This window comes from Neisseria sp. HMSC03D10, from assembly GCF_001807625.1.
GTDB lineage: Bacteria > Pseudomonadota > Gammaproteobacteria > Burkholderiales > Neisseriaceae > Neisseria > Neisseria mucosa.
Genome location: NZ_KV789520.1, coordinates 1 through 12,237, shown reverse-complemented (window position 1 = coordinate 12,237; position 12,237 = coordinate 1). Strand labels below are relative to the sequence as shown.

The following is a 12,237-nucleotide window of genomic DNA, read 5'->3' as shown; positions in this document are numbered from 1 at the left end:
CGGCGGGAGAGGGTTGGGGAGAGGGTGGCTCTATGGGCTGCACGAATTTGATTTCCCCTCAAGCCGCAAAGCCACCCCCATCCTAACCTTCCCCCGCCAGACGGGGGAAGGAACAAAGTTGCAGTTGCAGCAACGGGTAGCGTGGGCTTTGCCCACGAAACTTGCCGTATGTTAATTCGAAGGATAGTTGTGTTTTCATTCATTTCGTGGGCAAAGCCCACGCTACTTGAGTTACCCCAAGCCTGCGTTGATTGAATAAACGAGGTCGTCTGAAACCGAAAGCTTGGTTTCAGACGACCTTTTCTTTTTTGCCATTACGCAATACTATAAAATTCGGGTTGCCGCCGGACGCGATACGGCTTGAAATTCAATAAAGGGAACGAAGAAATGGTGAAATGGAAAATACGTCAAAAAATCACAGCAGCAAAAGACAAGGGAAAAACTTGGTTGGATAAGCAAAGCAATGCGGCAATAGTCTTGTGGGCAGGAACTGTTTCACTAATCATTTTTATGATTATCTATTTTGCAGCGATTAGAAACAGTGAGAGCATTTCTTCCGGTGCTTGGAATCTTATTATTCTGATTGTTTCTTCCCCCGTCGCCTTCGCCATTTGGCATTTCCGCGATAAAAATAATCGACAGCAAATCGAGAACCAACGTAAAGACATTAATCTGAAAGAATTTCAAAAACTGTCCGAATGGGTCAGCGGCGCGCATTTGCCGGAAATGAAAATAGTCAATAAAACCACGCAGAGAAGCAACCCAAAAGACGGAGCAGAAATTACAGAACAAACGACGGAACAATCTGAAGAATATGCCAAAAAACCAGATACCGCCGATTTCGATACCTTCAGCAAACGGGAAGGAGCAGTCGCTTTGCAGATTTCCGCCATCTACAACCTGTTACCGTTTTTCCGAGGCGATTACGGAGAAAGTTTCCGCCTACCTGCATTTAATCTGTTGAAGTCTGCTTGGCGGGCAATGCAGCAGGATAGTTTGAAGAAATTGGAAAAAGAAAATTTATCTGATGACGAAAGGACTAAATTTATTGAGGAGTTGAAACGAAAAGCAGAAAGCCCTATGGGAGTGGCTTTAACTAATGTGTTGCTAAGTGTGAATGATGAAGAGCAACTTAATTTAGGATATGTCCAGAACGTTTTACCTTATATTTGTTTAGCTGGAATTAAATTAGATTCCATCAGATACAATATTGGTTCAATGGTTTGGTCAGATTTAAATTTACGCTATGCTGATTTACGAGCTGCCGATTTGCATGATGTTGACTTAACCAAAGCTGATCTAAGTGGAGCAGACTTACGCGAAACTAACTTTTCAAATGCTGATTTAGAACAAACTATTTTATATGAAGCTAATTTGCAGAAAGCCAATTTGCGTTCTGCTTTTCTTCAAAGTGCGAACCTTGAGAAAGCTAATTTGCAGGAAATTGACCTAGATTCAGCCAATTTATCTGATGCAAATTTGATAGATACTAAACTTCAACACGCCAAATTAACAAATGTTAATCTATCTGGTTCTAATTTGACTCGAGCCGATCTGCAAGGAGCTGATCTAAGTCTTGCTAATTTGAGAGATTCTCTTTTGCTTAACATAAAATTAGATGGAGCAAATTTTAAATCTGTTAATCTAAGCGGATCTGGATTTGAATGGGAAACACTCAAGAAAAGTAAAATGCTTGCGTATGCCCAAATTAACGAAACTGATTTTATTGAAGCTGTTTATCCAAAATGGATGAAAAATGATTTGGTATGGGAGGCATTGACAAAGAATGAACAAATAAATGTTATGCAGCAATTTTGTAATGAAAAAGGAATGATAATCTTAGATGAGATGGGGAAGGAAATAGTTTGCCCTTTCTGGTTAAAAGAAATGCAACTTTAACCATGGTCTATTCCTAAAAGGTCGTCTGAAACCAAAATCCTGTTTTCAGACGACCTCTCTTCATTCTTCCGCAAAGTCTTTAACACTCAAACGGTGCAATCTCAAACGGACAGTTTACCGCAAGCCGTTTGCGTCCAGCCATTTCTCCAAGTCTTCGGCGCTGATTTTGCCGCCGTTTTCTTCCAAGTCGAGCTTGTTGACTTGTTTGCCTTTGCTGTATTTCGCTAGGACGGGCGTGCCGCCGAGTTTGTATTGTTGGCGGAACGCGGTCCATGCTTCTTTGTCTTGGTGCAGGCGGTGGACGTTGACGAAGTAGATTTTGCCGTTCAGGTTGCGGTTGGCGATGTAGCGTTTGAACATGGGTTCGAAGGCGTTGCAGTCGCCGCAACTCGGTCTGCCGATGTAGGCGTAAACGGTGTCTCCGTTGGCGACGCGGTTTTTGAAGCTTTCGACGGTCAGGCTGTCGAGGTGGAAGTAGATGTCGGAATAGGTGTCTTCCAGCCGCTTGGTGTTTTCGGCGGAAAGTCGCACGGCGGTTTGCGCTTCGGACAGGCTGTTTTTCAGGGCTTCGGTTTCACGGTCGGCGGCGCAGGAACACAAGAGCAGCGCGGCGGTCAGGACGGGCAGGATTTTCATGATTCGGCTCCTTGGTTGCGATAGGGAAAGTATACGCTTTTCGCGGCGGCGGAGTCGTCTGAAACTTGGGAAACGGTTTTTTTCAGACGACCTTTTGATGTATGGCAATGGGCGGGTGACGTTGCGTTGTGTAGCGTGGGCTTTGCCCGCGATGGTTTGGGGCATCGCTTTTTCGTGGGTATAACCCGCGCTACGCCGGTGTTTATTTCTCATTAAGCAGCCCTGCCCCAGCCATCTCGTCAACAAAAGGTCGTCTGAAACCTAAGTTTTAGGTTTCAGACGACCTTTTATCTTACTGCGTTGCGTTCAACTTTAAACGCTGTCAACCAATTCAAACCAAACCCAGCTTTTTCAGCAGTGCGACGCTGCCTGCGTCCACAAGCCTGAATGTTTCGTCAAAGTCGCCGGTGTGCCACGGGTCGGGGACGTGGCGGTAGCCGCTTTCGGGGATGAGGTCGGTGAGTTTGAAGATTTTGTCGGGGTGTTTGCCGAACATTTTTTCCAGTTCGGCAAGGTTGTTGTCGTCCATGGCGATGATGAAGTCGAATTCATCGAAATCTTCGGAACGCACTTTGCTGCTGGTAAAACCTTGGTGGTCGATGCCGTGGGCGGCGAGGGTTTTGCGCGTGCCTTGGTGCATGTTTTCGCCGTCGTGCCAGCCGGATGTGCCTGCGCTGTCGGTGCGGACGCGGTGGGCTACGCCTGCTTCGCGGGCGCGGTGGCGCAGGACGTATTCTGCCATGGGTGAGCGGCAGATGTTGCCGAGGCAGACGAAGAGTACGGAATGGTTTTTCATAGGCGGTTTAGGCGTGTTCGGAGAAGAATGGGTTGTTTCCGTCCAGGGACAGGGATTGCGCGTAGGTCGGCAGGTCGGCATTTTCCGGCAAAACGTCGTGCAGGATGCGGATATGCTCGACGCGGCATTCCGCCATCAGGTCGAGGAAGTTGTGTTGGATGACGGCGATGTTGTCGGAAGACGAAAGGTTCCACACGAACACTTGCGGGACGACTTCAAACGCGCTGTCGGTTGCGTTGAAGCCGAACAGAATCTGCCCGCCCGCCCTTGCAGCGATGACGACGCCGACGCGCGGACTCTGCATACGGATGGCGCGGATGGCGTTGGTGGCGAACACGTCCATCGCCATGCGCTGACGGGTGTGGCTGCCGTCGGTTAGGGCTTGGAGCGGGGTGTTCGGGGACAGCGGATTGGTGAAGAGGGTAACGCCGGCGGCGGTAAGGCTTTCCTGCCAAACCTGCATCAGCGGCAGGCCTGCCTGTTGCAGGTTGACGCCCAAGGCGGTTTGCAGGTTTTTGTCGCCGTAGCCCAAGGCGTACACGACGTGGACGGACTGTCCTTCGGGGCAGATCAGCGGTTTGTCTTCAAAAGTTTGCAGGAATGCGGCGGCGGATTCGCTGTTTTGTTTCGCGTTCCACCACTCTTCGGGCGTGATGCCGCTCAGGTCGTCTGAATGGGCGAGGAAGGGCAGCCATTGGGTGTTTTGCGTTAAGGCGCGCAAGTGCGGATAGTTGGACAGACAGGCGGTCAGTGCTTCGGTAGGCAGCGTCAGGGGCAGCGTGCGCTCCTGTTTGCAGCCGGCGACGATGACGACGGGCAAGGCAAACCATTGGGCTTCATCGTCGTTTTCGGCGGATAACACTTGGTTGATGCTCTGCATCAGCGCGTTGTAAGTCTCTACATCGGGCGCCATGGTCATAGCGACGGACAAGTTGACGTAGTAGTTTTGATGAAGCTGGCTGCGGATTTCGGTTTGCAGCTGCCCCACAGCAATCTTGCGGGTTGCGGCGGTCGTGCCGTGTGCGAGCAGTGAGGCGTTTATCAGTAAATGGTTTTTAACCGGAGTCTGCGGATAAGGGCGTGTGTCGGGTAGGATGAAGGTGTTCATATGGATATAAATTGGTGGTTGTCCGGACAGCTCGGATTATAACAATATCGGGATACGGATTGGGAAAAGGTCGTCGGAAAACGAAAAAAGGCGGGAAATACGCCCGCCTGCCCTCAATCAAAAATCATATGCCCCAATTTGTCGGCTTTGGTGTGCAGATAACGTTCGTTTTCCGCATTCTCACCGACATGGAGCGGAATACGTTCGACGACATTGATGCCTGCATCTTTCAACGTCTGAATTTTTTCAGGATTGTTGGTCAACAGCTTGACAGCACGGATATTCAGATGGTCGTAAATTTGCTTGGCAAGCGTAAAGTCGCGTGCGTCAACGGGCAGTCCGAGCGCGAGGTTGGCTTCGACCGTATCCATCCCCTCGTCTTGAAGCTTATAGGCACGGATTTTGTTGATTAAACCGATACCGCGTCCTTCTTGACGCAAATAAACGATCACACCGCGCCCTTCTTGTTGAACCGCCTTCATCGCCGCTTCAAGCTGCGGGCCGCAGTCGCATTTTTTGGAAAACAGGGCATCTCCGGTCAAGCATTCGGAGTGGATGCGGGTCAGAACGGGGAGGTCGTCTGAAAAATCGCCCATTGTCAAAGCGATGTGTTCTTGTCCGCTCGGTTCTTCAAAACCGTGCATAGTGAAGTCGCCCCATTCGGTCGGCAGGCGGCAAGAGGCGACGAATTTCAAGGTATTATTCATGCTCTTCCTCCTTGTCTTCGATGCCTGCCAATGCTTTCAGCGGCTCGGCAAGTGCTAAAGCCAGCGCCGACCAATCTGTTTGGGCCGCGTCATCGGCTTGATCTTTATCGGCAAATTCAACATGAACCACGCCCAAAACCGTCCCATTTTGAGTAGCCACAGGAATGGATAACTGGCTTCCGCTCCCCTCGTTCCGACTGCCTTGGATTTCGTCCAGCGAAAGCCAATAAGCTATATCGTTGGCAATATTCATCCAACCGCTTTGCGCCGTACGGCAGGCAAGGTAAACCGTACCGTTTTCTTCATGAATAGCCAACAGATTTTCCAAAGGCTCGCCCTGCGCCGCGATACGAACCAGCCTTGCGTGTGGTTCGCCAGGAAGGTGGATGTAAACCGCCGCGCTTTTGACAGCTGTTGCACGGCTGAATACCGAATCCAAAGCCATGAAAACCTGTTTGAGCAAAACTTCGTTTTCAGGCGTTTCTTCAATATGGTCTACCAGCTTCCAGCCGTCTTCCTCACGCCACAAAACCGAGCGGTCAATCGAAGCATTGCCCATATCCATCACCGTCTTTGCGGTCAGATAAGCAATACGGAGGTCGTCTGAAGACAGCTTCAAACCCTGTGTCTGTAAAAAATCCTGAATCAGTAAAACAGGCATGATGTTCCTCTTTGATATTAGTGTGTTCCGGCAGATAACCGACCTGCCATTATATCGGTCGGAATAAAGCAATTTCAAGCCAAAGATTGTTTGCAGAGCAGGATACTTTGTGTATAATCCCGAGTTTCATCACGCGGACGTGGCGAAATTGGTAGACGCACCAGATTTAGGTTCTGGCGCCGAGAGGTGTGAGAGTTCGAGTCTCTCCGTCCGCACCACCCAACCCCTTTTAGGGGCTTTTTTTTCGTCTAATCAAATCTAACACAGTAATCAAGATTCAATACTGGCAAGGCTTTCAGGCCAATATACCCATTGCCAAGTGTCTAAATACCCCCAATGCCATTTAATTGAGTAAAGCACAAAATGTGGGTATGATTCAGGGGATCAGCCAAAACCACTGAAAACATACCCACAAATGCCACTAAACGACCGCCAAATCAAAGCCGCCAAGCCGTCTGACACTGGAAAGAAAATCAAGTTATTTGACGGTAACAGTCTGTATCTTGAAGTTACGCCAGCGGGCGGAAAAATATTCCGCATGAGATACCGTATAGATGGCAAAGATAAAGACTTCACTATCGGGAAATATCCAGCCGTTTCACTGGTAGAAGCCCGCCAAGCCGCCGAAAACGCCCGCCGCATGATTGCACAAGGGCAAGACCCTACCAAAGCCAAGCAAGAAGCCAAAGCAGCCCGACAAGCCGCCTTGTTAAATACTTTTGAGCATTTGGCCAAGCAATGGCACAAGGACAATTTGCCCCGCTGGAAAGAACATCACGCCGAGCGGATCATGCGTTATTTGAAAAATGACGTTTTCCCAGTCATTGGAGAAATCCCCGTTAATGAAATCAAGGTAACCCATATCAAAAACTTGCTTGATGACATTATGGCAAGGGGCGTTACTGATACCGCCGACAAAATCAGGGGCTGGATCGGGGCGGTTTTTGACTATTCCGCCATGCTGGAAATATCAGAAAACAACCCCGCCCGCCTGTTGAAAAATCACATTCCCAACTTACCCACCAAACACAAACCCGCCCTGCCCCGTGAAGAATTGCCGGAGTTTTACCGCCGCCTGATACTGGCAAACAATATAGAGCGGCAAAACAAAATTGCCATCATGCTGATCATGCTGGTGTTTGTGAGAAATAACGAATTACGCGGCGGCCAGTGGGAAGAAGTGGACTTTAAAAACAAGCGTTGGATTATTCCCGCCGAAAGAATGAAGCACGAAAAGATGAAGCCAAAGCCCGCTTTATGTGTGCCTCTTTCTGATTGGGCAATAGAGCTACTTCAAGAGTTACACACGCTGACAGGGCATAGCCGGTTTATGTTTCCAAGTAGAACCAACGTAAACCGCCATATCAGCGAGAACACACTAGGAAAAATCATTAACGAGAAACTAGGCTATAAAGGCAGAGCCACGCCGCATGGCTTCAGAGCAGTAGCAAGTAGTTTGCTTTATGAAAACAACTTCAACGGCGGCGCGATTGAAACACAGCTTGCCCACGTTGAAGAAAACAAGATAAAGGATTCATACGCCTACCAAGCCGATTATATGCCCCAGCGTATCGAGTTTATGCAATGGTATAGCGACTATTTGCGGGAGCGATACAACCAGGCATTACAGATGATTCAAAAAGACAAGGCGGATTAAAATTCCCTATGCGCGTGAGTAAATATACTGGTTACTCTGGTTACCACAAAACTTTACAAATATAACCATATGAATATAAATATAAATACAAAGAAAAAGCGGTAACCAGTTAACGTAAATTTACTGGTTACCAACTGGTTACCACTGGTTACCCTTTATATTCACTTGGTTATATCAAGAAATAGAGGCGACAACACGCATTAAAGGCCGTCTGAAATATCTATTTCGAGTTTCTGAGTTATTTTTGCAATACTAATTTAAGAGTGTAAAAGATGAAAAAGCCTAATTACTGCCCTGATTGGTTTGATATTAGCTTGTATGATGGGTTGTCTGATTTTTCCCGAGATGAACTGTCAATGGCGTTATGGTTCAGACAAATGAATTATGAGCGACTAGGAGAGATTATCAATGGTAGTTATATTACCAAGCAAGAGAAAGAAGACGAAAAGGCATATGCCTTAGACTGGCTGAAATGTTGTGCTAATAAATGGGTTGTACAGCCTATTAAGTACAAAAATAGCGGTAACAGAATAAATTACAACCCATTGGAAATTGATCCGGACATTCTTTCTGATATTACATGGGGAGATATAGCTAGGATTTACACTGAATCATATGTAACAATCCCTGAAGTAAGACAATTCGTGCAAGAAACGCGCCAAACGCTGGAATTATGTATTAAAAATCTTGAAACTGGAGCAAATATGCATACAGACTGGCTTTCCCCTAGTGATATTCTGCCGGAGGATATGCCGCAAGAAGATATAAAGGCGATAAATAATCTGTTTCGTAAGCCTGTTTCCAAGACTTTAAATTACAGCACCATGATTCATATTAATTTGGGTTCGAGTGATGAGATACTGGAAATGGCATTTAAGCAAAAACTGAAAGAGCTTAGACAGCAAGAAGAACGCGAAAGGACGCGCCGTTTTTCAGATGCTGAAATCAGAAAAATGATAGATTATCGCATTTTTGCTTTTATGGATTTATACGTTTACAGCCTTATCGTAGAACGCAAATTTACTGATGTTGAAATGGCGGCAATGATTTACCCACCAAGCAATAACGCCCCGCTTGATTTTGATGCGGTAGATAGGATCGCAAGAACTGTAAGGCCTAAAGCAATGGAGCTTTTAGAAAAAACAAATGCCCGCCTTTTACTGTAATAAACCGATTTAATTTATACCCACATGAAAAAATAAAAATTCATGTGGGCATTTTTTTATCTGAAAATTTGCACACATGAAATGTTTTTATTTTATAACACCATGAAAATAAAAATATTTGTGCATTTTATATCTATGTAGAGCCGGTTATATTTGTGCCTGTCATACAACCCCAGCTAAGAAAGGCAAAGCATATGAATACAGTATTAAGAGTAAACGATACCGCCCGCGTTATGGGCGTTTCACGAGCGACTATCTGGAATTGGGCAAACCCTAAGAGCCGCCATTACCGCCCTGATTTTCCTAAGCCTATCAAACTTTCTGAAAATATTACCGGCTGGCTTTCCAGTGAGATTGAAGAGTATCTCAACAAACTGGCAGCCAAGCGCGAAGAGTAGGAGTTTTCGGAGCAATACGCGCGCGCGCGAAGCATAAACGTGAATATATCCCTTTAGTCAAAATAAAACCGCCTGAATAGAGGGCTATTCAGACGGCATGGAGGAAAAATCTGATGAAAGCTAATTATACCAACCACAAGTCCAAAACGCCAAGCCAAAGAGAGCGCATTTTAGCCCGATTGAGAAAAGGGAGCGTTACTTCATGGGAGCTGGCACAGATGGGCATACTTAGCTATAACACACGCATTATGGAGCTTCGCAGAGCGGGGCATGAAATCATAACCGTGATGGAAGAAGTGCAAAACCAATTCGGGGAGACCGTGAAATGCGGGCGGTTTTCTTTGCTGGTGTCGGAAAGGAGTAAGTCATGACACCAAAGCAAGAGCAGTTTGCCCGCCTGTATGTGGAAACGGGCAATGCGAGCGAAGCATACCGGCAAGCCTACAACACCGACAACATGAAGCCCGAAACGGTAACCAATGAAGCCTATAAGCTGCTACAAACCCCCGATATTTCCGCGATGGTAGATGACCTCAAGGCAGAGGCACGGCAACGCCATGCGGTAACGGTTGATGACCTGTTGCACGAACTGGAGCAGGCACGGGCGGCGGCACTGACAGCCCCAACACCGCAAAGCAGCGCGGCAGTATCGGCCACGATGGGCAAGGCCAAAATGCTTGGCTTATTAGTGGATAAAGCGGAAATCAAGGCAGAGGCGGAAATACAGGAAAAGCCGAAAAGCCGTATTGACCCCATTTTTGATTCACTCACAGAAGAAGAGAAGAAAGCAATCTTGGATTTAGCCAGTGAGACACATGGGGGCAAATGGGAGGCGGTAACACTTGCAGATATAGCCGCCGTTACGGGTAAAGACCCTGACAAGGTTTATTTTGCCGTATTACTTATTACAGCACTGGACAAAATCTCATGTTAAATCGCCCAATCCCGTAAAAAACCATTTGACAGATTGAGCTTTGGGAAGCAGAATTAAGTTTCTCTCTCAAATCGTATAGCCCAAATCAGCAGGGTAACGCTGATTTTTTATCGCCATTTTCTCTTATGGCGTTTGAAGCCTATCCGCAGGCTTTGGACGGCATATCAAAGTTTATGGCGGTGTGTGGTAACGGTAACGTCCACGCCTGACTATACGCAGGAGAGAGCACCGCCCCCTATTTTGGGCATTTCTCAAATCTCGAACGTATAGGAGCATTTCAAATGCAATCTTCCATTTCTACCAAAATCCAAACCATTCAAAATCAAGCCCAAACGGTAACCATCCCCTTAGAGCTGGCAAACCGCATTATGGACGCGCTGTACTACGGCGGCGAATTTATCGCCAATACGGGCGCAATCATCGACACCATTTGCGACAACATGGCCGCCCATTCCGTCCGCAACACCCCCATAAGTGCGAGCGGAAGCACGGCACGACTTGCCACAGTCATTCAAACCCTAGTCCCCCATGCGGAAAACTTGGAATCTTTCGATTTGTCATCCGAGCTTGAGGGATATATTCAAAACCGACCCCATCCCGCGCCCTGACGATTCAGACGGCGGCGGCTACATCTGCAACCAATGCACCCCCAAAGGCGGCAGCGGTTTTGACCTGCTGGCGCTGGTGTTTGGTTACAGCTTTACGGAATCTGTAAATCAGGTTTCCGCCCTGCTTGGGCTTTCAGACGACCTGAAAGAATGGGCTACTTACAGCGTAACCAAAGCAGATTAAGCCCACCTATTCCCTGAAATTTACCCGCCTTTATGCCGCCTATTTTAGACGGCATAGGGCAAACTTCGCCCTAGTGTTTTTATAACCTATTGATTTTATTAGATTCACGTTTTGAAACACTGGAGGCAGAGCAAAGGATAAAACCATGAAACAGACCAATAAATCCGACCGTTTCCGCCGGTATTTAAACCGCGCCTTGCTGGTGTTTTGGGTGTTGCTTTTGGCTTTGGTAGTCCGAGCCTGTAACCAGCCCGCCCACGCCGACACGGAGCAACTAGAGCCGGAAACGCCCGCGATATGGGAAACCGACCCAACAGCAGGAATTGTTTTAGAGCCAGTATCAGAGGAGGCAGAGCAATGAAAACCATCATGGATAAGCTGGCAAACCAACTAAACAGCAAAGAAAAGGCAATCGCAGCGGTGGACGTTGTAAGCACTATCTTGCTGATTGTGAATGACGGAGCAAGCCAAAAAGAGGCGATTCATACTGTATCAGTCATAGCCCGCGAAGCTATGGACAGATTCGAGGAGGTAGGAAAATGAAACCAACATACAAAGAAATCAGAGCCGCCGCGCAATACCACTGGCCGCAAATACACGCCGCTATCGGCATAGACCCTAAGTTTTTACGCGACAAACACCAGCCCTGCCCCGCGTGTAATGATGGGCATAACCGTTTCAGATATGACGATGAGGACGGAAACGGCACATTTTTTTGCACACATTGGAAAGATGGGGACAGAGAGGGCGGCGGAAACGGTTTTGGGCTGGTTATGCATTTTCTGAATTGCAATTTTGACGAGGCATTACGCACCGTTGCTGGCATTTTAGGCATGGACAATGCAAACCCCTTGCCGATACCGCCAACACGCCTACAAGCGCAGCCACGCCCCGAAAAAGACCAAATCGAGAAGCTGGCCGCATTATGGAGAAGCACAGAGCCTATCCGCCCCGATTCCCCCGTTATCCAGTATTTGAAATCACGCGGTTTGGATATGGCGCATTTGCCCGAAAACGTCCGTTTCCTACCTGAAAAAGACTATTGGACAACAGGCGAAGATAAGCCGCTTCTGCTTGGTAGTTTCCCCTGTATGGTTTGCGCTATCCGCGATATGGACGAAGAGCTACAAGGCTTACACCTGACCTATTTGCAGGCGAGCTATGACAAGCCATGCGGAGAGGACGGACTACACGCCCCGCGCTATCAGAAACTGGCAATCAAAGACCCTGTAACAGGCGAAACATTACCGGCCAAGAAAATGAGAAGCCGCAAGAAAGGCAGTATATCGGGGCAAGCCGTCCACCTGTTCCCGATTCCTGAAAATGGCCGCCTTGTCATTGCAGAGGGCATAGAAACCGCCCTTGCCGCCCGCGAATTATGCAAGGCTTACGATTGGGGCTTATGCGCGGCCTTGAGCGCAAACAGCTTGGCAAATTTTCACTTTTTGAACGGTATAGTCAATTAAAAACAAAATGGTACAAT

At 47.7% G+C, this 12,237-nt stretch carries 16 protein-coding genes and 1 tRNA gene; 12 read left to right on the top strand and 5 right to left on the bottom strand.

Going from position 1 to position 12,237, the window contains the following annotated elements:
* Nucleotides 1–360: 360 nt before the first annotated feature.
* On the top strand, nt 361–1,899 hold the full coding sequence (locus HMPREF3066_RS04525; RefSeq protein ID WP_070440682.1) for a pentapeptide repeat-containing protein: 1,539 nt from the start codon (nt 361–363) through the stop codon (nt 1,897–1,899).
* 114 nt (nt 1,900–2,013) lie between these two features.
* Here HMPREF3066_RS04525 and HMPREF3066_RS04520 read toward each other — a convergent pair whose 3' ends face one another.
* The 5 genes from HMPREF3066_RS04520 to HMPREF3066_RS04500 form a co-directional block, all read right to left on the bottom strand.
* The gene (locus tag HMPREF3066_RS04520; RefSeq protein WP_070440679.1) at nt 2,014–2,535 is read right to left on the bottom strand and encodes a thioredoxin family protein; all 522 of its coding nucleotides are present in this window, start codon (nt 2,533–2,535) and stop codon (nt 2,014–2,016) included.
* Between the two features lie 331 nt (nt 2,536–2,866).
* Nucleotides 2,867–3,331: a low molecular weight protein-tyrosine-phosphatase gene (locus HMPREF3066_RS04515; protein ID WP_070440676.1), complete on the bottom strand. Its 465-nt coding sequence runs from the start codon at nt 3,329–3,331 to the stop codon at nt 2,867–2,869.
* Nucleotides 3,332–3,338: 7 nt separating this feature from the next.
* Entirely contained in the window at nt 3,339–4,439 is a 1,101-nt protein-coding gene (locus HMPREF3066_RS04510; RefSeq protein WP_070440674.1) for a conjugal transfer protein, read from the bottom strand.
* A gap of 113 nt (nt 4,440–4,552) precedes the next feature.
* Nucleotides 4,553–5,146, bottom strand: a complete 594-nt coding sequence (gene ribA, locus HMPREF3066_RS04505; protein ID WP_049226185.1) for a GTP cyclohydrolase II — start codon at nt 5,144–5,146, stop codon at nt 4,553–4,555.
* The gene (locus HMPREF3066_RS04500) at nt 5,139–5,807 is read right to left on the bottom strand and encodes a hypothetical protein (RefSeq protein ID WP_070440673.1); all 669 of its coding nucleotides are present in this window, start codon (nt 5,805–5,807) and stop codon (nt 5,139–5,141) included. Before HMPREF3066_RS04500 ends, ribA begins: the two co-directional genes overlap by 8 nt.
* 133 nt (nt 5,808–5,940) lie before the next feature.
* Here HMPREF3066_RS04500 and HMPREF3066_RS04495 point away from each other — a divergent pair.
* The 11 genes from HMPREF3066_RS04495 to HMPREF3066_RS04445 all read left to right on the top strand — a co-directional run bounded on the left by HMPREF3066_RS04495 (nt 5,941) and on the right by HMPREF3066_RS04445 (nt 12,220).
* Nucleotides 5,941–6,025, top strand: a tRNA-Leu gene (locus HMPREF3066_RS04495).
* 197 nt (nt 6,026–6,222) lie between these two features.
* Nucleotides 6,223–7,464 carry a tyrosine-type recombinase/integrase gene (locus HMPREF3066_RS04490; RefSeq protein ID WP_070440670.1) on the top strand — a complete coding sequence of 414 codons (1,242 nt, stop codon included), beginning with the start codon at nt 6,223–6,225 and terminating at the stop codon, nt 7,462–7,464.
* A gap of 272 nt (nt 7,465–7,736) precedes the next feature.
* The gene (locus HMPREF3066_RS04485) at nt 7,737–8,630 is read left to right on the top strand and encodes a DUF6387 family protein (protein WP_070440668.1); all 894 of its coding nucleotides are present in this window, start codon (nt 7,737–7,739) and stop codon (nt 8,628–8,630) included.
* 194 nt (nt 8,631–8,824) lie between these two features.
* Entirely contained in the window at nt 8,825–9,028 is a 204-nt protein-coding gene (locus tag HMPREF3066_RS04480; protein WP_070440665.1) for a helix-turn-helix transcriptional regulator, read from the top strand.
* Nucleotides 9,029–9,141: 113 nt separating this feature from the next.
* Nucleotides 9,142–9,399 (top strand): helix-turn-helix domain-containing protein, encoded by a 258-nt coding sequence (locus HMPREF3066_RS04475; protein WP_070440662.1) that lies wholly within the window; start codon nt 9,142–9,144, stop codon nt 9,397–9,399.
* Nucleotides 9,396–9,962, top strand: a complete 567-nt coding sequence (locus HMPREF3066_RS04470) for a terminase small subunit (RefSeq protein ID WP_070440659.1) — start codon at nt 9,396–9,398, stop codon at nt 9,960–9,962. The genes HMPREF3066_RS04475 and HMPREF3066_RS04470 overlap by 4 nt, the downstream gene beginning before the upstream one ends.
* Before the next feature lie 281 nt (nt 9,963–10,243).
* Nucleotides 10,244–10,570, top strand: a complete 327-nt coding sequence (locus HMPREF3066_RS04465; protein ID WP_070440656.1) for a hypothetical protein — start codon at nt 10,244–10,246, stop codon at nt 10,568–10,570.
* Nucleotides 10,530–10,754, top strand: a complete 225-nt coding sequence (locus tag HMPREF3066_RS04460) for a hypothetical protein (RefSeq protein ID WP_070440653.1) — start codon at nt 10,530–10,532, stop codon at nt 10,752–10,754. The genes HMPREF3066_RS04465 and HMPREF3066_RS04460 overlap by 41 nt, the downstream gene beginning before the upstream one ends.
* Nucleotides 10,755–10,899: 145 nt before the next feature.
* The gene (locus tag HMPREF3066_RS04455; RefSeq protein WP_049331046.1) at nt 10,900–11,115 is read left to right on the top strand and encodes a hypothetical protein; all 216 of its coding nucleotides are present in this window, start codon (nt 10,900–10,902) and stop codon (nt 11,113–11,115) included.
* Nucleotides 11,112–11,297 carry a polyribonucleotide nucleotidyltransferase gene (locus tag HMPREF3066_RS04450; protein ID WP_070440650.1) on the top strand — a complete coding sequence of 62 codons (186 nt, stop codon included), beginning with the start codon at nt 11,112–11,114 and terminating at the stop codon, nt 11,295–11,297. The genes HMPREF3066_RS04455 and HMPREF3066_RS04450 overlap by 4 nt, the downstream gene beginning before the upstream one ends.
* Nucleotides 11,294–12,220 (top strand): DUF7146 domain-containing protein, encoded by a 927-nt coding sequence (locus tag HMPREF3066_RS04445; RefSeq protein ID WP_083286399.1) that lies wholly within the window; start codon nt 11,294–11,296, stop codon nt 12,218–12,220. Before HMPREF3066_RS04450 ends, HMPREF3066_RS04445 begins: the two co-directional genes overlap by 4 nt.
* The last annotated feature ends 17 nt before the right edge of the window (nt 12,221–12,237 follow it).